This is a genomic window from Pseudorhizobium flavum, from assembly GCF_044142885.1.
GTDB lineage: Bacteria > Pseudomonadota > Alphaproteobacteria > Rhizobiales > Rhizobiaceae > Neorhizobium > Neorhizobium flavum.
The window spans coordinates 53,411-75,092 of sequence record NZ_JBIOKZ010000013.1 but is presented as its reverse complement, the minus strand read 5'-3'; the positions used below and the strand labels follow the sequence as shown (position 1 = coordinate 75,092).

Genomic DNA, 21,682 nt, shown 5'->3' with positions numbered 1-21,682 from the left:
CGCGTGCTGCAGGGCATTGTACAAGGGATCGGCTTTCTCGGTGCGGGCGCGATCATGGTTCGTGCAGCGCGGCGGGAGGTCGAGGGTTTAACGACGGCAGCGAACATCTGGGCGACGGCAGGAATTGGAGTGATAGCGGGCCTGGGATTGGAAGCAACCGCCGTCCTGTCAACCTTCGTGGTCTTGATCATTCTCGCGGCAGTACCCGCTATGCTTCCAAAGCTGTCCGCGAAGAAATCAGGCCCGAACGAGTCTGATCCAAGTTGAGCAGATACATCGTCCCGATATCGCACTCCGTCAGCTAGGACCTCGAAGCCGGATTAGGTGCTTCGAAAGCAAATTCCTCCCGCTTCACCATTCAAGGTCGCCTGTGACATCTCCGGGGGAGGGATGCTTTAGTCCTTCAGAACGCCCATGACTATGAGTCCTGCCGCAGTCACGAGGGCGCCGAGGATGACCGGGGGAGCAACCCACCCGTGCCCCAGAAGCCCCTCAAGCACGATCACGAAGCTGGGCGTCAAATATCCATAACCAAGGACTTTGGCAGCCGGTAGACGCATGGACGCGTACTGAAGCAGTAGGAAGGTAAAGGCAGTCGTCACGATGGAAAGGTAGGCAAGGGTGGCCCAGACCGACAGTGGCAGCGCTCTAAACTCCAGCGAGGCCAGCTCGCGTGCACCCGTCGGCACCAGCCATGGCACCGTGAACACGATAATCCAGAAACCGAACAATACGGGGTTCTCCCCCCGGGATAGTTTTCTCAGCAGCGGCACGTAGGCAGCATGGCCGATCACACCAGCCAGGAAAATCAGCTCGCCGCGTCCGATATCGAACGAAAGCAGTGCCTGAACGTCGGCGCGAAATATGACCCAGATGGCTCCAAGCCCCGCCGTGACAAGAGCAGCCAGGACGTCTGGTCGTGTCCGTTGGCCGATGAACATCAGCGCGAACCCTGCGCTGATCAGCGGCATGAGGGTGAAGACTGCTCCTGTCTGGACCGGGCTGGTGAACTCCAGCGCGATGAACATCGTGAGCATGTACGTTGCTATGAGACCGCCGAGGACTGCATATCTCCAGATGGCTCGAGGCAGCGCGAACGGGACCCTCATGATCCAGAACGTCAGAACGCCCATCACTGCCACCGTCATGAGGTAGCGCATCAATGTCAGCGGCCCGGAGTCCAGATGTTGCGCCGCCATGCCGCCGAACGAGAATGATCCCGCGATGAGTGAGGCGAACAACAGCATGGCGAGATGAGCAAGCAGCTTCTCACGTCCTCGAGCATGGACGTTGGAGAGCGCAGGAGCGGGGGAGGGACCGGGCGGGGGCATGACCTGAGCAGATACCAGACGAACGCTTGTGGATAAATGCTCGAGCACGCGTTGTCGTGGAATGATTATGAGGGAGGCGCACAGGGAGTCTCATAACGGAAATGATCTCCGCTTCGCGCCCCCGCATTTTCCAGCTGAAAGCCGGCTTCTCGAAATCCCACAGCGGAAGTGGACAGTCCGCTGTCGGCCCCCTTGAAGCTGGGATCTATGCGTTCTTCCCGCGGCCATGGTGGCCAAAGGAGAACGAAAATGGGTATCGCACAATACGATCCTACCGCGCTCGGTCGGCCGGCCTGGAACGCCGGTCGCCAAGTCGGCATCAAGAAACCCCTGAAGCAGCGCCAGATTTGGGCACTTCGCTTCTTCTTGGATCGAGAAGGTAGGATGCGAGACCGGGCGCTTTTCGATCTTGCCATCGACAGCAAGCTCCGTGGCTGCGATCTGGTAAAGCTGAAGATCGGGACACTCGTCACCGGCCACGACATTCGAACTCGGGCGATGGTCGTCCAGCAGAAGACTGGACGCCCCGTGCAGTTCGAGATTACGACCGAGGTCAGGGCAAGCCTGCTTGCCTGGCTTCAGCGGAGAGGAGGTACAGTTTATGACTATGCCTTTCCCAGTCGAATTGATCCTGCCAAAAATCTCAGCACTCGACAGTACGCTAGGCTAATCGATGAGTGGGTCACTGCGATCGGGCTTCGCCGGGAAGACTACGGCACGCACTCGCTTCGACGCACAAAAGCTGCGATGATCTACAAGGCCACGGGCAACCTGCGTGCAATCCAGATCCTGCTCGGACACACCAAGATCGAGAACACCGTCAGGTACTTGGGGGTCGACATAGAGGACGCGTCGGAACTGGCAGAGCATACAGAGATCTGAAAAATGCGCGGCCTCGCGCCAAGCGGGGCCGCCATTCTCAGAAGCAGCTATGCGCCTGCATTTCGGTCATTGAGATCGTCGTTACGCTTGCCCAGAAGCGGCCGAGGCGGGATCGGGACACAAGCCCGAAGCTCCAAAGAGGGGGCCTCCGATACTCGGAGGACATTATCGCGATGGCGGTACCACGATGCGCGACGGGCGAAGAGGACAATTGTCGCCCAGACTGCGGTGCGCAGAAGCAGCGCCCCGACGGTCCTCATTTCATAGGGACCGCCCGTGACGACATGTACGGCAAATCCCACCAGGATCAGGAACGTCGCAACGAACAGGGCGAGTGACAGACCGACCGCCCAGTCCTTGCGCAGGAGAAGACCCAGTCCAGCCGCGACATAGGCGAAGCCGGCCAGGAAGTTGAACCACAGCACGAAGGGGACGATATTTCCGAGGGCGTCCGTCGCCGTCGCTGGCCCAAAGAGGGCAGTTCCACCTGAAACGACCGTCAGCACGCCAAATACAAGCCCCACTCCGGCGAGGACTTTCAGGTGCATCGGCAATTTGGGCGATTCATCCATGTCATGCAGTCCCTTCTATTCCTTCCAGACGCCCATCTCGGAGATGGTACAGCCTGTCGAAGCGATCATAGATCTTCTCGTCGTGGGTGACAGCGATGATGCAGGCGTCGTGCTCGGCGGCCAGCTTGCGAAGCAAATCCATGACGATACCGGCCCTTTTGGAATCAAGTGCAGCGGTCGGTTCGTCGGCGAGGATGATGCGCGGGCTGTTGGCGAGCGCTCTGGCGATGGCGACGCGCTGCGCTTCGCCTCCAGACAGCAGCGCCGGCATGGCGTCCTTGCGATGGCCCACCTCGAGATGTTCCAGAAGTTCGACGGCGCGCCGCTGCGCTTCGGCGGCCGGTTTGCCGGCCAGGTGCAGCACAAGGGCGACATTGTCGCGTGCGTTGAGGAAGGGCAGGAGATTGTGGAACTGGAAGATAAAGCCGATCTTGTCGAGCCGCAGGCGGCGGAGATCACCCCTCAGCCAGCGATCGTCGTAAACCGTTTCCCCGTCGAGCCGCACGAGGCCTTCGCTTGGATCGATGATGCAGCCGATGACGTTGAGCAGGGTCGTCTTGCCTGATCCGGAAGGGCCGAGCAGTGCCACGACCTCACCCGGAGAGACCTTCAGATCGACATCGCGCAAGGCATCAACCCGGGTCGGGCCCTCGCCATAATGTTTGGAGAGCGAGGCTACTTCCACGACCGGTTTCCTCTCGGTATCGGTCATGGTCATCCTCCGATCGCCGTTGCCGGATCGACCTTGAGGGCTGCCCGCACGCCGAGGCCGCTCGCAAGCACGCAGACCACGAAGATGATGCCCGCCAGCGCAAGTGCGTTGATGGGTTCGAGCATGACCCGGCGCGGGAAGAAGTCCTTGATCAGCAGGATCAGGACCAGGCCGAGGCTCCATCCAACGGTCCCGAGTGCTACGGCCTGCTGCACGATCAGCGCGACGATTGTGCGGTCGGGCGCGCCAATCAGTTTCAGGGTGGCGATCTGCTTCAGCTTCTCCATGGTCATCGTGTAGACGATGAGGGCGATGACAACGGCTGAGACGGTCAGCAGGATCCCGAGGAACAGCCCGATCTGGCGACGGGCTCGATCGACCACGGATCGGACCAGCAACTCCTCCTGATCCAACTGGGTCATGGCGGACAGGTGTTTCCATTGACGCACCGTTTGCGCGACCGATGCGACATCCGCATCGGGTTTGATCCGGGCGATCACTGCCGCGATTGTATTGCTGCTGGACGACGCGTCCCCGCGGGCGGACTGAAGCCTTGCCGCAGATGGAGCGAGTTGAGACTGGAGTGCCTGCGCATCCGACAGCGTCACATAGGCGACGGGATCGCCGCCGGAATTAACGGCGTCCTCGATCAATCCGACCACGGTATAGCGGTTGCGACCCAGGGTGATCCGGTCGCCGACGAAAAGCCCCGCCTTGCGGTCGACGACGAGCTCGAAATGGCTGCGCTCGATTTGCCGGCCTTCTACGATCTTGTGCGGACCACCGGGATGGCCACGCTCGTAACCGATCACGTAGAGTCTCAGGGTACGCCCGGCGAAGGGCGCCTCGACGGTCTGGTAGGTGATGCCGCCGGCATCGTCCACGCCATGCAGACGCGCTACGGCCTCACGGGTGTTCGCGGGTATCTTCGAGGGTTCCGCGAATGGGCCGAGCCGGCCCGCTTCCACCACCCACAGGTCAGCCTGCGGAGCCCGCACGATGTTCAGCGCGTCCGCGACCAGGCCGTTGTAGATGCCCATCATGGCGAGGACGACCGCCATCAGCAAGCCGAGCCCGAGACAGGTCAGCACGAAACGGAAGAGGTTGTGGCGGACGTCGCGATAGGCAAGATTCATGGTGAACGCTCGTCGATCGCGCGTGCCTTGCGCCCCTCCGACAGCCTTTGGCTGGGCGCGGTGACAATCACTGCCCCTTCGGGCAAGCCGCCCGACACCTCCACGCGGCCCTGGTCGGTACGGTGGCCGAATGTCAGTTCGACCTCGACCAGCCGACCATCCTCGATGATGAAGACCTTGCCCTTGTGGCCGTCGAATCCCCGGATTGCCGCCTCTGGCACCAGAAGTGCCTCTTCGAGCCTCGCCACGGTCACCAGGACTTCGGCCTGCTCACCGAGATAGGCGCGGGGAGGGCAGACCTCGCACGCAATCCAGACGCGCCGTTCCTCGTTGGCGCGGTCGCTCTCTATGCCGATCCGGGCCACCTTGCCGCGATAGACATCATGGGGCATCGACCGAAGGCGCACCTCGGCATCCTGGCCCACCGCCAGCGAACCGGCGCGCTCCTCATCGATATAGGCAAGCACCCACACGCTCTTCGGATCCATGAGCGTGTAGATGACGTCGCCGGCGCGGACCACCGTTCCCGCCTCGACATGCCGATCCACGACAACTCCGTCGAAGGGCGCCGTGAGCGTATGCTGTTTCAGGATTGCCTGTTCATAGGCCAGCGCCGCCGCGGCATCCTCTGTCTGAGACTTGATCACTGAGACGTCCGTCTGTGCGACGGTGACATCGGCCGAAGCAACGTCGACATCCCGTTTCGCTTCCTCGGCTACCTGGCGAGAGCTCACATTGCGTCCCGCAAGTTCCTGTTGTCGTTCGTTTGCTGCGCGCCTCTGCTCAAGAACGGCTTCTGCCCTTCCAACATTCGCCTCGGCCTTGGCGAGATTGGCCGTAGCGGCATCCACGGCCGCCTGTGCTCGAGCCATGCGGGCTTCCTGGGCATCCTGATCGAGACTTGCGAGCAGGTCTCCCCGGGTGACGGCGTCCCCCTCATCGACGTGGAGTTGCGTCAACGCCGCGCCCACCTGGAACCCGATCCTGGAAACGATCCGGGCTTCCACCGTGCCAAGGCCATACACCCGGATGGCGACATCATTTTCGCTGGCAGCAACGGGGAGGGGTAGGGGCCTTGCAACAACAAAGGCATAGGTGCCGCCTGCGACGATCGCGAACGCTGCAACTGCGAGATAGGTCAGTGATTTCGTCTTCATAGTACGCCGTCCTCGGGGGGAGAAGCCGCAAACAGCCGCAGTTGCACCTGGAGGAGGTGCGCGCCTTCCTGCCTGACATCAAATTCGCGGGCGCCAAGGGACCAGCGGATCGCGAGCCCCTGGACGAGCGAGAGAAGCAGTGCAGCTGCGTCGGATGGGTCCAGATCACGGCGGAATGTTCCCGCGTCACGCCCTTTGGCGACTTCATCGTGCAGAAGACTGCGGAAGGCAGCCATGGCTCCGGCAAATGTCTTGCGCAGCTCGCCATTCTCCACTTGCAGTTCGCGCGAGAAGAGGATGGCAGGCAGCGCGGGGTTTTCCGCAATGGTGTACAATTGCGTGTTAATCACCGCAGCAATTCGAGCCTCCGGGGCAGTTTGACCGCCCAGCGCGGTTTGCCATGACGAGTTCATCCGTCGGCGGATCCTTTCCGCCAGAGCCGCCCATAGGGCCTGCTTGGTCGGGAAGTGGCGGAAGATGGCCGGTTGCGTCAGTCCGATGGCGTTGGCTACGGCGCCAGTCGTCAGCCGATCCGGCCCCAGCTCGTCCGCAAGCCGAAGTGCCACCGTGAGGATCTGCTCCTTGCGCTCTTCCGCTGTTTTTCTCATGACTATCGCTGCAGTTAGTGTCTAATAACTAACTGACTTTCTCTGGTGTGTCAATGAAGGTATCACTGGGTGAGGGACCTACTGGACACCGCCAGCCGGTGTCTTCAAAATCGGAAGCTGCAGGCTCGCCTGGAAACCAGATTTTCCTCCCGCCCGGGGAGACTTGAGAATTAGTCTGCTGCCGATGCGCTCGGCGATTGCCGCAACGATAGCGAGGCCCAGCCCGCTTCCTTCTGTGCTCCGGCCCCCGCGCTCGAAGCGGGTCGCAAGCCGCGACAGGGTCTCTTCGGGGACGGTAGGTGCCTCGTTGGCGACCGTCAGTGTGCCGTCGCTGAGAAGCGATACGTTGATCGGGCGACCGTCCGCCCCGTGACGCAGGGCGTTCTCGATGAGGTTGCGTAATACGATCCCGACGGCATCCGGATCAAGGTCCGACATCACGGGGCGATCGGGAAGCTCCAGCACAATGCGATCCGCGTCGATGGAGCGCGCCAGGTCATCGATCACGATCCGCGTAGCAATCCGAAGGTCTCCCGTCTGGTCCAGCCGCAACCGGCCTCCTTCAGCTCTCGCGAGTTGCATCAGGCGTTCGGACAATCGGGTGAGACGCTTGAGCGTGGTTTCGATCTCAGCAGCCCGCGCTGCCGCCGCTTGATCCTGTGTTTCCAGCCTGAGGCGCTGTGCCTGCGCAATGGCGCCAGCAAGTGGCGTGCGCAATTCATGCGCGGAATTGGCAGCGAAACTGCGCTCTGCGTCGAACGCTGCTTTAAGCCGCTCGAGCAGTCCGTTCAGCGTCGTGGCCACAGGCGCAATCTCTTCGGGGAAGTTGTCAGGGGGAACGGGCGACATGTCGCGCGCGCTGCGCCCCTCCAGCAGATCGCGAAAGCGTCGAAGCGGCGCAAGACTTGCCTTCACGGCCAGAAGGACGAACAGGAACGCAAGGGGGATAACGATCAAAAGAGGCAAGCCGAGGCCCATCTGTATCTCGCGGGCTGCGTCCCTTCGGTGATCGAGCGGCTCGGCTACGGTGATCCGGATCGTTCCCTGAAGTGCCTCGTCGCTATAGAGCCTGTGTGTTGCCGTCTGCCCGAAGCCCGGGCCCTCCCAAGGTGGAAAGGAGGTCGGTTCGGCTGCATGTGATTGCAGCAGGATACGGCCCTCTTCGTCGCGGACGATATAGGTGAAGAACTCCTCGTGGTCGCGGATAGACGCGAGGCGTTGCGCCACGCCCTCGTATTCACGACCAACAATATCGACGACGCCTAGGGGCAGGATTCGCTGCGCGGTCTCCTGAAGGGCGGAATCAAACACCTCGTCCATTTCGCGCTGCAGGGTCACCGCGGTCACCGAGGCCGCCGCCAGCCAAAGGAGGGTCAGCAATATTCCGAGTGAAAGCCCGAGGCGGGTCTGGAGGCTTCGCAGCGGTCTCATGGCCTGCCGAGCCGATAACCGAGACCCCGTTCGGTATCGATCACCTGAGGGCCAAGTTTCTTGCGCAGCCGGCTGACGTGAACCTCAATGGTGTTGCTCTCGACGTCGGCGTCGAATGCATAGATCTTCTCTTCCAGTTGCGCCTTCGACAGAAGCTGGCCAGGCCGGGCCAGGAAGGCTTCAAAAAGAGCCCATTCCCGCGCCGTCAGGGGAACCGGTTTCCCTTCTCGATGGACACTCCGCGCCGCTAGATCGATTTCGAGGGGCCCGTGCACGACAATCGGGTTGGGATTGCCGGAGTAACGGCGGGCGACGGACCCGATCCGGGCGGAAAGCTCCGCAAGGTCGAACGGCTTTACGAGATAATCATCGGCGCCAGCGTTCAGCCCCTCGATCCGGTCGGATACCTGGTCCAGCGCCGTCAGGATGATCACCGGCGTGACAGAGCCGTGGGACCGTAGGGTTTTCAGGAAGGTGATCCCGCGCCCATCGGGTAGCATCAGATCGAGCAGGATCAGATCGTAGACTGCGCCTTTGGTTGCATCACTTGCAGCATCCAGACGCGTGACCCAGTCGACAGAGTGACCGTCAGCCATGACTTGGTCGCGTACGGCGGCCCCTAGCACTGTATCGTCTTCGATCAGCAGGATTCGCATTGGAACTCCTTAATATCAGCAAGACCAATGATCCATCTCGCTGACACGGAACTGAAGCTGTTGCTTCTGGAGCTTAAGGATGCCGTCAGCTTCGTCACGCATACAGTGCTCAAGTAGCCGCCATGGAAGTTTCCCTCATGAAGAAGACACTGACAATTCTCGCCTTTGTCGCGGCCTTTCCTGCCGGCATAGCCGTTGCAGACGATGATTGCTTCGTCCCGATGGCCGAGTGGCAGCCGCGGGAAGCGGTCCAGCGCCTTGCCCTCGAAAAAGGCTGGACCGTTCGGCGCATCAAGATCGACGACGGCTGTTACGAGATCGATGGCACGGACGGACAGGGCCGACGCATCGAAGTGACGGTTCATCCCAGCACGCTTCAGGTCATGGAGCTCGAATACAAACAGGAAGGTCGCGGCCGGAACGGGCGCAGCGACAAATGAACTGAGCCGATTCCTTACTTATACCGGAGTGGCTGACAACCCCAGCCGCTCCGGCGGATACTCGTTCACGACCGGTTCGAGCTTCCTATGGACGGGGCGAAGCGACGAGACGAGACGCTCCTTCACAGCGCGCAAGTGTCGACCGGTGCCGTCAGGTGCGAACCAAGTCTCTTTTCTCCTTCCATCGGCACTGAGCAGCGTCCCGTACATCCGACACGGTTTGCCCTCGGCGGGTTCATCTTCCTGACGCCGACCTGAAGCAAAAACCGCAAACCCGTCAGCAAAGCCTCAGGTCGCGGATCCAGGATGGTCACCAGCAGACCAAAGGAGATCCTGCCATGAAGAAGATTGCTGCAATTCTGTTCACCTCCACGGCACTGGCCGTCGCAGTCGGTGTGCCGGTCTGGAGCGTGACACGCGCCGACGACAGGCCTGACAGCGCATCGCGTCCATCCACGGCGGCCTTGGTGGACGGGTGGCGCAGCTTGCCCTTTGAGGTGGCGAGCAGCGACGATCGGTCAAGTCGAGAGCGCCACCGCGAGACCTCGCGCCGCGATCATCACGACGACGACGATGATCATGAAGACGATGATCATGACGATGATGATGACGACGATCGGCGGCGGCGTGCGCCCGGGCCGGTCCCTTCCGGCACCGGCGAACCGCCCAAGAACATCCTCTTCGGGACCGGCACTCCGCCCCAGGTGCAGGTGAAGTAGTCCCCAGCTGTAACAAGAAAGGAATGCAACATGAGAGCTCTCCTCGCAGCACTTGCTTTGACAACCGCCCTCACCACCCTGCCGGCCCTTGCAACGGCTCGGCCGGTTACCTTGACCACAACGCTCAGCAACTACGGTGGCGATGGAGCCTACCTGGCATTTTATGTCACCGATGCCTCCGGCGCCTATGTCGGCAGCCTGTGGATGGCCGGCGGGAAGTCCAAGTACTATGAGCATCTGAGCGACTGGTATCGGGCGACCGGTGGGGAGCCGGCGCAGATCAACGGAATCACCGGTGCCAGTGTCGGCGCGGGCCGAACGCTCGAAATCACGCTGGACTTGGCGGATGCCCTGTTCGATGCAGGTTACACCCTGCATATCGATGCTGCGGTCGAAGACATGCGCGACAGCCCCAACGAGGTTGCCGTACCTCTTACGGCAGCAGGCGCGGGCACACCGGTTTCCGGCCGCCGCTACGTGGCAAGCTTCGCCTACGGCATGTGAGGACAGGTCATGATCCGAATGCTTCATCGCTGGCCGGGGCTTCTCGCTCTTGCCCTCCTGACCTTGCTCGCGATCAGCGGGGCGGCCCTGTCCGTCTTTCCTGCGATCGAGCGCCTATCGGCGCCGCAGGCGGACGCAGGACAAACCGTAGCGGAGCTGGCGACGCTCGTAGCGGAACGACATCCGGGGGTCGAGCAGATCCGCCGCGCGCCTTCCGGAAGGATCACCGCCTACTGGTTCGATGGCGGTACGCCCGGAGCGGCCGTGATCGATCCGTCAACCGGAAATGACATCGCGCCTGCGGATCCGGACCCGTTCGAGCGGTGGCTTACAAACCTGCATCGCTCGCTGTTCCTGGATGATACCGGACGCCTCGTCACGGCAGGCGGGGCGGCGGCGATGTTGGTATTGGCACTATCTGGCGTCATGCTTGTCGCGAGGCGTACCGGAGGCTGGAGACGCTGGCTCACTCCAGTACGAGGGCCGACTGACGGGCGCCTGCACGTCGAAATCGCGCGCTTCGTGGTGCTTGGTCTGGTCCTCTCCTCCGTCACTGCACTCTGGATGACGGCTTCTACATTTGACCTTCTGCCGGATGCCCCCCTGCACCCTCCGATGCCCGAGAGAATGAGCGAGCAGACTGGCTTCCCGCCTGCCGACATGGACATCCTGCGGTCGACATCGGTCATGCAGTTGCGTGAACTCAGCTTTCCCTATGCCGGTGACGCCTCCGACGTCTTCACGCTGAAGGCAGGCCAGGGGACCGGCTATGTCGACCAGGGGACCGGCCAGCTCTTGGTATGGAGCAATGTCACCGCCTGGCAACGGCTGTCGGAGATCATCTACATGCTCCACACGGGCCAGGGTGCGACGGCTCTGGGATTGATATTGGGTGCGATGGCGCTGGGCGTACCGGCGATGGGTGCCACGGGCGTTCTCGTCTGGATGAGAGGCCGGCGGGGGCGGCCGAGGCTTGCCCACAATAGCCCGGCTTCACAGGCCTCCAATGTCGTCCTGGTCGGATCCGAAGGTGGCAGCACATGGAGCTTTGCCGCAACGCTTGCGAAGGAGTTGCGCGCCCACGGTCAATCCGTCCATATCGCGCCAATGAAGGGCTTTGATCCGAAACGTTTTCGCGAGGCAAAGCGGTTCTTCATTCTGGCCGCAACCTATGGCGAAGGCGATGCACCGGCGTCGGCGGAGGGGTTCATCGGCTGGCTGGACGAGACCGCTGACATCCCCGCCGCTCCGTTGGCCGTGCTGGGTTTCGGCGATCGCAGCTTTCCCGCATTCTGCGCCTTTGCCGAAGCGGTCGCGAAGGCTGCCCACGTCAAGGGTTGGAGCGAGCTATTGCCTTTCGACACCGTGGACCGGCAGTCGCCGCAGGACTTTGCGCGCTGGGGCAGGGCGCTCGGTGCCGTTCTGGGCATTGAGCTGGAACTGGCGCATCAACCCGTCGTGCCGGCAACCGAAACGTTGACCCTGGTGTCGCGTCGTGATTACGGAGCGGATGTACAGGCTCCCGCCGCCATCCTGCGCTTCTCCACGCCGAGCGTCACACTCTGGGAGCGACTGACAGGCAAAGGCTTCAGCCACTTTCAGGCGGGCGATCTTCTCGGCGTGCTGCCGGAGGCATCGGACATGCCCCGGCTGTATTCCCTTGCCTCCTCGCGCGGGGACGGGTTCCTGGAGATCGTCGTAAGAAGGCACGCTGGTGGCCTCTGCTCCAGTCAACTCACCGCGCTGGAGCCTGGCAGCAGCGTGCGGGCATTCCTGCGCCGCAATTCCCGCTTCCGGGCGGGTGGTGGCCGCGCCCCGCTCATCCTGATCGGTGCGGGGACCGGTATTGGTCCCTTGGCGGGCTTCATACGAGCAAACCGCCAGCGGCGTCCCATCCACCTCTTTTTCGGGATGCGTCAGCCCGACAGCGATTTCTTCTACGGCGAGGAAATGCCGGGATGGCAGGCGCAAGGTCGCCTTGCTCGGCTCGTCACGGCCATCTCGCGAGGAGCCCGGCCACGTTATGTGCAGGACGCACTGCGGGCGGAAGCCGCTGCCGTTACCCGACTCATTCGTGACGGAGCACGGGTCATGGTTTGCGGCGGGCACGACATGGCGGCAGGGGTTGCTGATGCGTTGACCGAAATCCTCGCTCCCGTCGGGCTGAGCCTCGCGTCACTCAAGGCTGAGGGGCGATATGTTGAAGATGTCTACTGATCTCGTACGGCAAGCGTTGAACGGACCCACCATGGGCACTCGGTGGTCGGCGCTGTTCTTCGCACCGCCGGAGCTTGATCCGGCCCCCCTGCGGTCTGCGCTCCAGGCGGCGGTGGAGGCTGTGGATCGCAGCATGTCCACCTGGAAGCCGGATAGTGACCTCATGGGTCTGAACCGGGCTCCGCTTGGCGAATGGGTATCGGTTGCCGCCGACCTCCGAGAGGTTATTGAGCTCGGGTTGAAGATCGGCCGTGAATCAGGCGGCTTGTTCGACATCGGCCTGGGCGACGCGGTTGGGGCCTGGGGGTTTGGCCCCGCCGCAGCCGACACGCATGCGATTAAGGCAGCGATGAGAGCAAGGCGTCGAGCCACCGACGAGATCCTGGAATTCGGTGACGACGGTATCCGCAAGCTTGCGCCCGTCACGCTGGATCTGAATGGGATTGTCAAGGGTTATGGGGTGGACCGCCTCGCGGAAACGCTGCAGGCGTTGGACATAACGTGCGGGCTCGTCGGGATCGACGGTGAAATGAGGGCGATCGGCACGCAGCCGGATGGGGATGGCTGGACCATAGCCGTGGAGCAGCCGGACCCGAAGCGGCGTGCGCCGCACTCGATCCTGGCGCTTCAGGACGCCGCGGTCGCGACGTCGGGCGATTACCGGCACTGGGTCGAGGTGCAGGGGCGACGGCTGTCGCACACGATGACCCCGCAAACTGGAGCCCCGCTTCTCTCTTCACCCGCTTCTGTCACCGTCGTCGCCCGGACTTGCGCGGAGGCGGATGCCTGGGCCACCGCGCTGATGGTGGCGGGTCCTGAGGTCGGACCCGTGCTCGCGATGCGGAACAGGCTGCAGGCACTCTTCCTCATGCGCCAGCCGGAAGGCGATTATCGGAGCCTTGGCATCGGAGACCTGTTCACGAAAGGCCTCGAACCGATGGCCGCAGCGGCGGGTCTGTAACTGGAGGCGTGGGAGCCGTGCCTCGGCTGAAGGGCAAGGCACGGCTTTAATGGATCTTCCGCCTGATGTTCAGGTCCCTGTGGCCAACATAGTCTGGCGGCGAAGAGTGTGCCGTCGATCGGCCGGACCTCCCGCGTATTGGCAGCGGCACCCGAGGTCACATAGGAGGTGCCAACCCTTTTGATGTGTTGCAGGTCATGGCGGTTGATATAGAGTCGGACCCCGTACCGCTCGATCAGCGGGGAAGGACGGGCCTCGGCTTCATACCGTTGCCCGAGGAGCACTAAGATTTTGTGGTGGCCGCGGAGAGAAAGGAGCACGAACCGGTCCACGCCTTCCTTGAAGCGCTCTTGTCAAACGAATGCTGGAAGTGCCGGAGCAAATGAGGCTTAGTCGGGCGGGCTGACGCACACAGCAGAATGTCCATAGTCACGCGAATCTCGGAAACAGCTTCGTTTTTTCTAGATATATGTGCGCCACAACATCAGCCGCAAATTTTTCTATTCCCGCATAGAGCGCCTGCCACGAGTTGCAGGCTCCTTGCGGCAGCGAAAGTCCGTGGGTTATGTGCTCGATCTCTCGGATGTGGAACCCCTCCGCCTCATGTTCTTCGCGGAACCGCGCGATCGGGACACGGAGCGTCTCCCCAGCGCCAGCCTGCATGATAGGAAACAATACCTGCTCTTCCTTGCGCATGTGTTCTTCCAGGTCCTGCTGCAGCCTCCCAAGTGCCGCGGCAAGCCCGAGCGGTGCTTCCGGATGTTTGGCATGAACCCGCTCGACCTTCTGCGCAAGCGGGATTAACCATTCCAGTTCCGCTCGATGCGTTTCGTGATAACGACCCAGAATATGCGAGATTAGCAGTGAGGTGTCATCAGGAGCATCACGGTCGGCGTCATCGATGAGCGCTTGCAACTCCTCTCGCAGCGCCTCTACGCGCACGCCCACATCGTTGACAGCCTCTTGCAAAGAAAAATGGCCGCCGCAGCAAAAGCTGATTCCATGGCGGCGGAAGACCTCTGCAGCGCCTGGGAGGCTGGCGGCGAAAGCAGCTACTGTCCGGTCGTTGTTGATATCGATCATGTCTGGACCCCGATGCTATTGACAAGCGCCGGATGGAAGTCTCGCATCCGCAGCTTGTCCGCATCTAAACGCACGGGAGGGAACCGGTCTTTGTGCCGAAGCAAATACTGCCAGGACGGTGATTGTGGCCGTCAGCGCTGACGAGGGAGACGCAAAGGTAGGCCCTAGAATCCGGCCAAGGAAATGAAGGACGTCGATGTCCATGTCTTTGTCCTGGATCAACGCCGACTGTGGACATGCAGTCTAGCGTGGGATGATCGTTTTGGAGCCGAGGGAGAGGATCATGGGTATCGCTGTACGGATCGAAAAGCGTCTGGAACGGCAGTCGAGCTTGATGGGTCTGATGATGACGCATCTTGATGTCGACCAGGAAAGCGCGGCACAGGAACGGCTCGGGCTGAGCCTGGCGCGTGCTGTACGAGCCTGCTTGTTCTGCCGTCACGGGAACGCTTGCGAAGCATGGCTCTCATCGAGCGCACAAGCCGGAGGAGGCGTCGCTCCGAGCTTCTGCACCAATCGAGATTTCTTCGAAACACACAGGTGAACGCTAGCTACAACGGCGACCTGCAGCCTACTTTCGTCACGAGCCGTTGCTGTGCATTTGCCGAGCTTGCCCGGCAGAAGCAGGTGGTTGCCACAGGTGCGTCTCCTCCATCCGCGGTCTTGCCACTTTGTGCGTTGTCGCGGGAAGGGCTCCCTGTTCATCCGAGCCGCACGTGCTCGCCGGCGGCTGTAATGAGGTCCACGGATAGTCCCGCCCGTTTGGCGATGACAGCGCGAATTTCGTCAGGCTCCATCAGCGTCATCGCGGTTGAGTAGGCATCAGCGGTGGTCGCGCTACCGCAAATCGTCGTCACGCGCCGGCAAGGCGGCGTGAGGGAGGTTGCGCGGGGGTGGAGTATGTGGCCAAACTTAGCTGCAGCATCGAAACGGAAACCATCGGGACTTGAGGTTGCGAGTGCCTTGTCAACGAGCGGTATCACCATATCGCCTGCCGTGAACCCACCTGGAGTGTCCGCAAGCCCGACCTGCCAAGCAGTGCCATCATCGCGACGTCCGATGGCACTGATTTCTCCCATATCGACGAGACTGCTGGTGATCCCGGCCTCGCGGAGGAGGGAGACGATCCGGTCGGCGATATAACCCTGCGCGATGCCGTTCAGCGTCAGGCCCATGTCCGGCTTGGCGAAAGCGACCCGATCGCGGTTGAAATTGACTTTCTCAAAGCCGACAAGACTGCGTGCTCGCTTGATCTGCGCCGCCGACGGCCCCGTCGCATCGGCGTCCGGTTGCGCGAAATGCCGGGCGTGAAGTGACCACAAGGGCTGGATCGTCGGGTCGAACAAGCCATCCGTGTCCTGCCAGACCAGCCGGCTGGCCTCCAGCAATGCAACGAGTTCTTCCGAAGGCATGGCCAGCGCGCCAAGCCGGTTGAGCTGACTGAGTTCGGACTCCGGTCGATAAAGGCTGAAGATCGCTTCAAGGCGCGCGACCTCCTTGACGACATGGCCGATCAATTGCTCCGCCTTGGCGCGATCCGGATGGTTGAGCACAAGTGTTGCAACCGCGCCCAGCGCCTGCCCCTTCCAGATGACTGGTTCGGCTTCGGCACGCGCCATGGTTCGGTCAACAAGCGGCAGTCCGCAGGCGGCGGCGCTGACGAGGATCATTCGCCGGCGGGAGATCAGCTTAGCCATGATCATGGCCCCCTTCACTTGCCTCTAGGCCGATCGGTGCCGGACCAGCCTCTGATGCGGGATCGGATCCCAGGATATAGTCCTGCGGAACACCATCAAAGGCGACGATGCGTCCGCCATGTTGCTTGGTGAAGGCCTGTGCGTCTGTTTCTTTGGCGAAAGGAACGGCTTCGGCTGTGCCCATGCCGCCGACCTCTGTGCTGTCGATCACGTAGAAGGCCTGACGTGCATCGACCCAGTTCGTGGCGCCGGGTTCTTCCCAACTCGGCGCCTTGCCCATGTCCGAGACATAGATCGCGGCGATGTCACGGGGCTCTTCCGGCAGCATCGTAAAGGCGAGCGTGTCCCGTGCGGACGAGAACCAGATCGCCTCGTGAGTGTGCTCCAGGATTATCTGTCCTTTCGGGCCCGGATGCTCGAGGACATTCATCCCGCAATACCGCCCCATGGCATCCTCGGTCAGGGCAAAGGGTGGAGGCGGAGCTTCTGCCTCCTCCTTGCTGCAGGAGAGCAGTACCAGCGAACTCGCGAGGACAGCAGCTATGATCGGGAGCCTCATGCTTCTCTCCTGGAAAAGATCAGGTTGGCGACGGCCAGTGGCACGATTGTCCAAGCCAGCAAGGCAATCGTCAACACGGGAGGTGAAAGGCGACTGCTCTCTGCAACACCGGCAAGCCCGGACAGGGCTCCGGCGCTGCCGGTTCCCAGGTTGAGCAGTCGGTAGGCGTCGGTCGGATTTGCGACCAGCAGGAGATCCAGAAGCAGCGGCGGGACGGCGTGGCCTTGTGCTGCAACCAGACCGCCGAGCAGCGCCATGTCGTAGATGAGCACGAAGAAGAGCCAGATGCCGATGGCGATACCGCCCGCCGTGCTGCGTTCGCTGGCCAGGGTGCTGGTAAGGTAGCCGATGGCGAGGAAGATCGCCCCCAGCAGCACCGAATAGCCCACCATGAAGCCGAAAGCGATCCAGCTCTGCGGTTCAACCTCTGCACCGGTCCCGATCATCGCCAGAGCCGCAGCGCCGTAGCCGCAGAATGTCGCGAAGGCGAGGATTGCGAGATGCCCCAGGAACTTCCCGAGGATCACCTCACTGCGCCCGATCGGATAGCTGAGCAACAGCAGCATCGTGCCTCGCTCCGCTTCCCCCACGACCGCATCGTGTGAGAGCAGAAGCGCGATCAGGGGAACAAGAAAGATGGTCAGGCTCGAAAGGCTGACTATGATGACGTCCAGCCGGTTGACGCCGACGTTGCCGGTCGGCGCACTGCCGAGGAAAGACAGGGTCAGGGCGAGAGCCGCGAGCAAAAGGGTCGTTGCAAGCACCCATCTGTTGCGCAGGCCCTCCTGAATCTCCTTGCGGGCGATGATGAGGATGTTTGTCATGCCTTCCCCTGCCCATTCAGGAAGTGTGCGTAGAGCTCGTCGAGCGTCGGTTCCGCTACGGCGAGATGCGCAAGTTCATCGGGATGAGCGGTAATGTCGTGCAGCAGGGCGATCTTGTCCTCGGGGACGACGTCCGCCTCCAGCGTCTGCCCGTTCCTCTTCCAGCGGCTGCTGCCGTTCGCCCATGGGGGTACCGGCGTGCCGTTTGCCAACCGGATGCTGATCCGGGTGGGGAGCCGCGCGATGCGACGCAGTTCGTCGAGCGTACCATCGGCGATCTTGATGCCGCGGTTGACGATGATCACACGGTCGGCCCGCCCCTCGAGTTCGGTCAGCGCGTGCGAGGACAGCAGTACCGTCGCGCCTCGATCCCGAAGATCGGCAACGAGATCATAGAAGCTACGGCGAAGCGCCGGGTCGAGGCCGCTGGTCGGTTCATCGAGGAGCAGGACGCGTGGCTCTCCCAAGAGTGCTTGCGCCAGCCCAAGTCGTTGCCGCATGCCTTTCGAATAGGTACGGACGGGCCGGTCTGCCGCTTCGGGTGTGAGGCCGACACGCTCGAACAGCACATCGGCCTTCGAGACGTCGACCCGCTTCAGTCGAGCGTAGAAGGAAAGCGTTTCTCGGCCCGTCAGGGCGAGATGGAAGGAGACGCTCTCGGGCAAATACCCTAGCCTCTGCCGGACCTCGAAGTCGCCTCGGGCCGGATCCTCGCCGAGCACCCGAACCTGCCCGTCGGTGGGACGGATGAGGCCGAGCATCAGCTTGATCAGCGTGGTCTTTCCTGCCCCGTTGTGGCCGACGAGGGCAATGGTCTCGCCGACATTGAGGTCGAAGGCGACCTTCTTGACGGCGTCAACCTTGCCGTAACGCTTGGACACGTCCTCGATTTTAACTGTCATTGTCATTGCACTACTTTCTTGCCCGCGGGCGGAGCCATGAGAGGGTGGCTGTCCACCACTCCGCCCGGCAAGAGGGCAGGAAACTGCGACTGCGCCCACCGGATGACCTGAACCGCGGGACTGGTGGTAAGGACCTTCGCCTGAGGCGAGGTCCACAGGACGCGGTCGATCAGATCGTTCGGACGGTAAGGATTGTCGCCGAGGCCGTCGCCGTTCAGGTCGAAGGCCGGGTTGTCGCTCCAGTAGTTGCCGCGTCCCTCACTCGACCAGTCGATATACCGCGTGCCAACGTACTTAACCTGGTTGCGGTTGGCGATGAAGGCATTGCCGCTCACGGTGTTGCCCTCGGAGCCGGCGGTGAAGTGGATTCCAATCGAGCAGCCTTCGAAGCGGTTGTCCGTGAAGTGGTTGCGGTTCGCGTTGTACATGAAGACGCATTTTTCCGGACCGAGGCGCTCGCCCTTGGTGGCGTCGACCTCTTCGTCGGATTGCGGTACGCCGTGCTCTCCGGACTGGACACCGGCCGACAGCCAGCGGTCGATCGGTTGCATCCGACCGATCACGACGTTTTGGCTAATATCGGAACTGTTTGCCGAATTGAGCAGGAGCCCATGGTCGCGATCGCCATCCGAGATGTTCCCGGTGATCTCTAATCGGTTAGAGAACATGATCGCATAACCCACGGAATTGCCGGTCGAGACGTTGTCGCTGACGATGCTGTCATTCGTGTACATGTAGTGGATCGCGAAGCGCAGATCCGAGAATCGATTGCCGCTGAAGACATTCTTCTTGCTTGCAGTCGTCGCAATGCCGTCACGGCCGAAGCTGATATCATTGCCGATGACCTTGGCGCCTGGCGCGTTCCAGACCGTAATGCCGCTGCCGACCTGGCTCATCCTCCCGGATTTCAGACCTATCACCTTGTTGTTGCGGGCGATTGAGTCGACCGCACCGTATAGATAGATGCCGAACATGTTGCCGGCGACGGTGTTTTCTTCGATGATAGCGCCCGTTGCTGTCTTGTCCGCATAGATCCCGGAATCGCGCAGGGTTAAGTCCATACCGGAACCTGTGACCCGAAGGCCGCGGACGGTCACACCGGGAGCCGTGATGGCGATGACGCTTCCGGTGCCGTTGCCGGTCACGGTTGCGCCAGCCTTGCCGGCCAGCACGAGCGGCTTGTCGATGACGACCGGACCTGAGTAGTCACCGGCCTGAAGTATGATGACATCACCGGGGGCCGCCTCGGCGACGATCTCTTGCAAATGTCTATCTGTCGAGGAGACGACGCGTTCTGCCGCGACGACCACGACTGGAAGGGCGGCCATGAAGGCCGCCATCCCGAATTCTATCAATGATCGACGGATCGTCATGCCGCTTGCGGCTCGACGAGCATGCGGCCCTTCATCTCCATGTGCATGGCATGGCAGAACCAGGAGCAATAGTACCACCAGACACCGGGCTTGGTGGCCTTGAAGGTCACGGATGCCGTCGCCTGAGGACCGATCTCCATGTTGACGCCGTAGTTGATGATGGCGAAGCCATGGGTCAGGTCTTCCACCTCATCGATGTTGGTCACGTAAACGGTAACCTCATCACCCTGCTTGACGGTGAACTCTTCCAGTCCGAAGGCAGGCGCCGCCGACGTCATGTAGACGCGAACCTTGTTACCGTCGCGGATCACCTCACTGTCCATCATAAGGTCGATGCCGTCGGCTTCGGCCTGCTTTACCGCATCCGCGAAGAACGGGTCGTTACGGTCCCAGACATGCACCGGGTTGATCTTCGACGCATGGACGATGGTGGCGTCATGCGGCTCTGCGAAGGATGGGCCGTCATGGACGATCACCATCTCATCACCGGAGATGTCGATCAACTGGTCGTTCTCAGGCTTCAGCGGACCGACGTTGAGGAAACGATCCTTAGAGAATTTGTTGAGCGATATCAACCACTTGCCATCAGCTTCCTTGGTCTGCCCCATGGAGGTGTGGTTATGGCCCGGCTGGTAGTGAACGTCGAGCTTCTGGCGGATTGGATCGACCTTTTCGCCGGCATAGGCCTTCTTGGCGTCCTCGATGTTCCACTTGCACACCTGGCTGTCGATGAACAGCGTGGTGTAAGCGTTGCCCTTGCCATCATAAGCGGTGTGTAGCGGCCCGAGGCCCAGTTCCGGCTCGGCAACGACGCAATCGCGCGGCTGGATCTTGTCGTCGAACAGATCGTCGAACTTGCGGACGTCGAAGACGGTGACGGTCGGCGACAGCTTGCCGTTTGCAACGACGTGAATACCGTCCGGAGCCGTGTTGATGCCATGCGGGCTGTTCGGGACAGGGATGTAGCGCGTATAGGGCGACCCCTTGCGACCGTCTACCACCGGCACGCCGCCCATTTCCTTGAAGTCACCCTTAGCGACTGCTTCTTCGATGCGCTTCAGGTTGAATACGACAATCCAGTCCTGCTCGTTGCCCATCATGTCGGCGAGGGTAACGCCCTCCTCCGAGTTGTAGCAGGTGGCGAAGGCATACTTGCCCTGATAGTCGGCGTCGACATTGTCGAGGTTGCCGTCGATCATCACCTGCCACGCTACCTTCATCTCCTCGCCGTCAACGGCGGTGAAGATCGCATGGTACTGCGTGTGGTCGCCCAGGATCTTGCCATCGTTCGGGATCGGCACGCGGTCCTCGCCGTTTGCGAAGACGTAGCCCGTCTTCGGGTATTTCTGCACGCGCAGGCCGTGGACGGTGTGCTGGTTCGGAAGCTGGATGATCTTGTCGCACTTCATGACGTCCAACCGAATGCGGCACACTCGGGTATTGGCCTTGTCGTTGGCATAGAGGTAGCGGCCGTCATAGGTGCCATCGGTGAACGACAGGTGTGGGTGGTGAAGGTCGCCGTTCAGGAAGATTCCACCCTGGTCAGCCATGAATTCCCGGTCTTCGGGCAGCATCCCCTCGAGCAGAATCTTTCGGCTCTCGTTCGTCTGTCCCCAGCCGGTCGCACTGCAGCGATTGAAGACAGGGATGCGCATCAGCTCGCGCATGGAGGGCATGCCGACGACGCGGACCTCGCCGGTCTGCCCGCTCGAGAAGAACGTGTAGTATTCATCCAGCTCGCCGGGCTTCACCTCGTAGCTGTGGTCCCCGGAGGCCTGTGCGGCGGCCGGTGTGGCGGATCCCGCGGTGAGGCTGAGGGCGCCTCCGACGGTGGCTGATCCTGCAGCGGCAGCAAATGCCGCCGATCCCAGCATCTGGCGCCGGCTGAGGCGCATCTTGGTTTCTTCTGTAGACATAA

Annotated in this window: 23 protein-coding genes; 8 read left to right on the top strand and 15 right to left on the bottom strand. The window is 61.7% G+C overall.

What is annotated here, in order from left to right; translation table 11 throughout:
* Nucleotides 1-267: MgtC/SapB family protein (locus tag ACEPP2_RS19275; RefSeq protein ID WP_395515781.1), on the top strand; the 267-nt coding region annotated here is incomplete at its 5' end.
* 128 nt (nt 268-395) lie between these two features.
* Here the strand turns inward: ACEPP2_RS19275 and ACEPP2_RS19270 are convergent.
* Entirely contained in the window at nt 396-1,331 is a 936-nt protein-coding gene (locus ACEPP2_RS19270; protein WP_395515780.1) for a DMT family transporter, read from the bottom strand.
* Between the two features lie 249 nt (nt 1,332-1,580).
* Between ACEPP2_RS19270 and ACEPP2_RS19265 the strand changes: the two genes are divergently transcribed.
* Complete coding sequence (locus tag ACEPP2_RS19265; RefSeq protein WP_395517625.1) at nt 1,581-2,213, top strand: tyrosine-type recombinase/integrase; 633 nt, start codon at nt 1,581-1,583, stop codon at nt 2,211-2,213.
* 47 nt (nt 2,214-2,260) lie between these two features.
* On the opposite strand, the gene ACEPP2_RS19260 is transcribed toward ACEPP2_RS19265, so the two are convergent.
* The 7 genes from ACEPP2_RS19260 to ACEPP2_RS19230 all read right to left on the bottom strand — a co-directional run bounded on the left by ACEPP2_RS19260 (nt 2,261) and on the right by ACEPP2_RS19230 (nt 8,485).
* Complete coding sequence (locus tag ACEPP2_RS19260) at nt 2,261-2,785, bottom strand: hypothetical protein (protein WP_395517624.1); 525 nt, start codon at nt 2,783-2,785, stop codon at nt 2,261-2,263.
* Nucleotide 2,786: 1 nt separating this feature from the next.
* Nucleotides 2,787-3,497: an ABC transporter ATP-binding protein gene (locus ACEPP2_RS19255; RefSeq protein WP_395517623.1), complete on the bottom strand. Its 711-nt coding sequence runs from the start codon at nt 3,495-3,497 to the stop codon at nt 2,787-2,789.
* A 2-nt stretch (nt 3,498-3,499) separates the two neighbouring features.
* Nucleotides 3,500-4,633, bottom strand: coding sequence for an ABC transporter permease (locus ACEPP2_RS19250; RefSeq protein WP_395517622.1), 1,134 nt, complete (start codon nt 4,631-4,633; stop codon nt 3,500-3,502).
* Nucleotides 4,630-5,790: an efflux RND transporter periplasmic adaptor subunit gene (locus ACEPP2_RS19245; protein WP_395517621.1), complete on the bottom strand. Its 1,161-nt coding sequence runs from the start codon at nt 5,788-5,790 to the stop codon at nt 4,630-4,632. Before ACEPP2_RS19245 ends, ACEPP2_RS19250 begins: the two co-directional genes overlap by 4 nt.
* Nucleotides 5,787-6,398 (bottom strand): TetR/AcrR family transcriptional regulator, encoded by a 612-nt coding sequence (locus ACEPP2_RS19240; protein ID WP_395517620.1) that lies wholly within the window; start codon nt 6,396-6,398, stop codon nt 5,787-5,789. Before ACEPP2_RS19240 ends, ACEPP2_RS19245 begins: the two co-directional genes overlap by 4 nt.
* 78 nt (nt 6,399-6,476) lie before the next feature.
* Nucleotides 6,477-7,829, bottom strand: coding sequence for a sensor histidine kinase (locus ACEPP2_RS19235; protein ID WP_395517619.1), 1,353 nt, complete (start codon nt 7,827-7,829; stop codon nt 6,477-6,479).
* A complete protein-coding gene (locus ACEPP2_RS19230; protein WP_152341300.1) occupies nt 7,826-8,485 on the bottom strand; it encodes a response regulator transcription factor in 660 nt (219 codons plus the stop codon). The genes ACEPP2_RS19235 and ACEPP2_RS19230 overlap by 4 nt, the downstream gene beginning before the upstream one ends.
* Before the next feature lie 137 nt (nt 8,486-8,622).
* Here ACEPP2_RS19230 and ACEPP2_RS19225 point away from each other — a divergent pair, with 137 nt between their 5' ends.
* The 5 genes from ACEPP2_RS19225 (at nt 8,623) to ACEPP2_RS19205 (ending at nt 13,326) form a co-directional block, all read left to right on the top strand.
* Nucleotides 8,623-8,925 (top strand): PepSY domain-containing protein, encoded by a 303-nt coding sequence (locus ACEPP2_RS19225; RefSeq protein ID WP_142589584.1) that lies wholly within the window; start codon nt 8,623-8,625, stop codon nt 8,923-8,925.
* A gap of 338 nt (nt 8,926-9,263) precedes the next feature.
* On the top strand, nt 9,264-9,644 hold the full coding sequence (locus tag ACEPP2_RS19220) for a hypothetical protein (RefSeq protein WP_395517618.1): 381 nt from the start codon (nt 9,264-9,266) through the stop codon (nt 9,642-9,644).
* Nucleotides 9,645-9,674: 30 nt separating this feature from the next.
* Nucleotides 9,675-10,148 carry a DUF2271 domain-containing protein gene (locus ACEPP2_RS19215; RefSeq protein WP_142589472.1) on the top strand — a complete coding sequence of 158 codons (474 nt, stop codon included), beginning with the start codon at nt 9,675-9,677 and terminating at the stop codon, nt 10,146-10,148.
* Between the two features lie 9 nt (nt 10,149-10,157).
* Complete coding sequence (locus tag ACEPP2_RS19210; RefSeq protein ID WP_395517617.1) at nt 10,158-12,365, top strand: PepSY domain-containing protein; 2,208 nt, start codon at nt 10,158-10,160, stop codon at nt 12,363-12,365.
* Nucleotides 12,346-13,326: an FAD:protein FMN transferase gene (locus ACEPP2_RS19205; protein WP_395517616.1), complete on the top strand. Its 981-nt coding sequence runs from the start codon at nt 12,346-12,348 to the stop codon at nt 13,324-13,326. Before ACEPP2_RS19210 ends, ACEPP2_RS19205 begins: the two co-directional genes overlap by 20 nt.
* Nucleotides 13,327-13,755: 429 nt before the next feature.
* Here ACEPP2_RS19205 and ric read toward each other — a convergent pair whose 3' ends face one another.
* Complete coding sequence (gene ric, locus ACEPP2_RS19200) at nt 13,756-14,409, bottom strand: iron-sulfur cluster repair di-iron protein (protein WP_395517615.1); 654 nt, start codon at nt 14,407-14,409, stop codon at nt 13,756-13,758.
* A gap of 283 nt (nt 14,410-14,692) precedes the next feature.
* Here ric and ACEPP2_RS19195 point away from each other — a divergent pair, with 283 nt between their 5' ends.
* On the top strand, nt 14,693-14,953 hold the full coding sequence (locus tag ACEPP2_RS19195) for a DUF6455 family protein (RefSeq protein ID WP_395517614.1): 261 nt from the start codon (nt 14,693-14,695) through the stop codon (nt 14,951-14,953).
* Between the two features lie 157 nt (nt 14,954-15,110).
* Here ACEPP2_RS19195 and ACEPP2_RS19190 read toward each other — a convergent pair whose 3' ends face one another.
* The 6 genes from ACEPP2_RS19190 to nosZ are packed head-to-tail and all read right to left on the bottom strand — an operon-like array spanning nt 15,111 to nt 21,680.
* Nucleotides 15,111-16,106 (bottom strand): FAD:protein FMN transferase, encoded by a 996-nt coding sequence (locus ACEPP2_RS19190; RefSeq protein ID WP_395517613.1) that lies wholly within the window; start codon nt 16,104-16,106, stop codon nt 15,111-15,113.
* A complete protein-coding gene (locus ACEPP2_RS19185) occupies nt 16,099-16,665 on the bottom strand; it encodes a nitrous oxide reductase accessory protein NosL (protein WP_395517612.1) in 567 nt (188 codons plus the stop codon). Before ACEPP2_RS19185 ends, ACEPP2_RS19190 begins: the two co-directional genes overlap by 8 nt.
* The gene (locus ACEPP2_RS19180) at nt 16,662-17,489 is read right to left on the bottom strand and encodes an ABC transporter permease (RefSeq protein WP_395517611.1); all 828 of its coding nucleotides are present in this window, start codon (nt 17,487-17,489) and stop codon (nt 16,662-16,664) included. The genes ACEPP2_RS19185 and ACEPP2_RS19180 overlap by 4 nt, the downstream gene beginning before the upstream one ends.
* A complete protein-coding gene (locus ACEPP2_RS19175) occupies nt 17,486-18,397 on the bottom strand; it encodes an ABC transporter ATP-binding protein (RefSeq protein WP_395517610.1) in 912 nt (303 codons plus the stop codon). Before ACEPP2_RS19175 ends, ACEPP2_RS19180 begins: the two co-directional genes overlap by 4 nt.
* Nucleotides 18,394-19,764 carry a nitrous oxide reductase family maturation protein NosD gene (locus ACEPP2_RS19170; protein WP_395517609.1) on the bottom strand — a complete coding sequence of 457 codons (1,371 nt, stop codon included), beginning with the start codon at nt 19,762-19,764 and terminating at the stop codon, nt 18,394-18,396. Before ACEPP2_RS19170 ends, ACEPP2_RS19175 begins: the two co-directional genes overlap by 4 nt.
* Nucleotides 19,761-21,680 carry a TAT-dependent nitrous-oxide reductase gene (nosZ, locus tag ACEPP2_RS19165; protein ID WP_395517608.1) on the bottom strand — a complete coding sequence of 640 codons (1,920 nt, stop codon included), beginning with the start codon at nt 21,678-21,680 and terminating at the stop codon, nt 19,761-19,763. The genes ACEPP2_RS19170 and nosZ overlap by 4 nt, the downstream gene beginning before the upstream one ends.
* Nucleotides 21,681-21,682 lie beyond the last annotated feature (2 nt).

Excerpts from the sequence above, each read along its gene's own strand:
- ACEPP2_RS19260 (WP_395517624.1), bottom strand. The coding sequence starts at position 2,785 with ATGGATGAATCGCCCAAATTGCCGATGCACCTGAAAGTCCTCGCCGGA.
- nosZ (WP_395517608.1), bottom strand. The coding sequence starts at position 21,680 with ATGTCTACAGAAGAAACCAAGATGCGCCTCAGCCGGCGCCAGATGCTG.
- ACEPP2_RS19220 (WP_395517618.1), top strand. The coding sequence starts at position 9,264 with ATGAAGAAGATTGCTGCAATTCTGTTCACCTCCACGGCACTGGCCGTC.
- ACEPP2_RS19255 (WP_395517623.1), bottom strand. The coding sequence starts at position 3,497 with ATGACCGATACCGAGAGGAAACCGGTCGTGGAAGTAGCCTCGCTCTCC.
- ACEPP2_RS19210 (WP_395517617.1), top strand. The coding sequence starts at position 10,158 with ATGATCCGAATGCTTCATCGCTGGCCGGGGCTTCTCGCTCTTGCCCTC.
- ACEPP2_RS19190 (WP_395517613.1), bottom strand. The coding sequence starts at position 16,106 with ATGGCTAAGCTGATCTCCCGCCGGCGAATGATCCTCGTCAGCGCCGCC.
- ACEPP2_RS19225 (WP_142589584.1), top strand. The coding sequence starts at position 8,623 with ATGAAGAAGACACTGACAATTCTCGCCTTTGTCGCGGCCTTTCCTGCC.
- ACEPP2_RS19265 (WP_395517625.1), top strand. The coding sequence starts at position 1,581 with ATGGGTATCGCACAATACGATCCTACCGCGCTCGGTCGGCCGGCCTGG.
- ACEPP2_RS19270 (WP_395515780.1), bottom strand. The coding sequence starts at position 1,331 with ATGCCCCCGCCCGGTCCCTCCCCCGCTCCTGCGCTCTCCAACGTCCAT.
- ACEPP2_RS19180 (WP_395517611.1), bottom strand. The coding sequence starts at position 17,489 with ATGACAAACATCCTCATCATCGCCCGCAAGGAGATTCAGGAGGGCCTG.
- ACEPP2_RS19205 (WP_395517616.1), top strand. The coding sequence starts at position 12,346 with ATGTTGAAGATGTCTACTGATCTCGTACGGCAAGCGTTGAACGGACCC.
- ACEPP2_RS19230 (WP_152341300.1), bottom strand. The coding sequence starts at position 8,485 with ATGCGAATCCTGCTGATCGAAGACGATACAGTGCTAGGGGCCGCCGTA.
- ACEPP2_RS19240 (WP_395517620.1), bottom strand. The coding sequence starts at position 6,398 with ATGAGAAAAACAGCGGAAGAGCGCAAGGAGCAGATCCTCACGGTGGCA.
- ric (WP_395517615.1), bottom strand. The coding sequence starts at position 14,409 with ATGATCGATATCAACAACGACCGGACAGTAGCTGCTTTCGCCGCCAGC.
- ACEPP2_RS19245 (WP_395517621.1), bottom strand. The coding sequence starts at position 5,790 with ATGAAGACGAAATCACTGACCTATCTCGCAGTTGCAGCGTTCGCGATC.
- ACEPP2_RS19235 (WP_395517619.1), bottom strand. The coding sequence starts at position 7,829 with ATGAGACCGCTGCGAAGCCTCCAGACCCGCCTCGGGCTTTCACTCGGA.
- ACEPP2_RS19215 (WP_142589472.1), top strand. The coding sequence starts at position 9,675 with ATGAGAGCTCTCCTCGCAGCACTTGCTTTGACAACCGCCCTCACCACC.
- ACEPP2_RS19250 (WP_395517622.1), bottom strand. The coding sequence starts at position 4,633 with ATGAATCTTGCCTATCGCGACGTCCGCCACAACCTCTTCCGTTTCGTG.
- ACEPP2_RS19175 (WP_395517610.1), bottom strand. The coding sequence starts at position 18,397 with ATGACAATGACAGTTAAAATCGAGGACGTGTCCAAGCGTTACGGCAAG.
- ACEPP2_RS19170 (WP_395517609.1), bottom strand. The coding sequence starts at position 19,764 with ATGACGATCCGTCGATCATTGATAGAATTCGGGATGGCGGCCTTCATG.
- ACEPP2_RS19185 (WP_395517612.1), bottom strand. The coding sequence starts at position 16,665 with ATGAGGCTCCCGATCATAGCTGCTGTCCTCGCGAGTTCGCTGGTACTG.
- ACEPP2_RS19195 (WP_395517614.1), top strand. The coding sequence starts at position 14,693 with ATGGGTATCGCTGTACGGATCGAAAAGCGTCTGGAACGGCAGTCGAGC.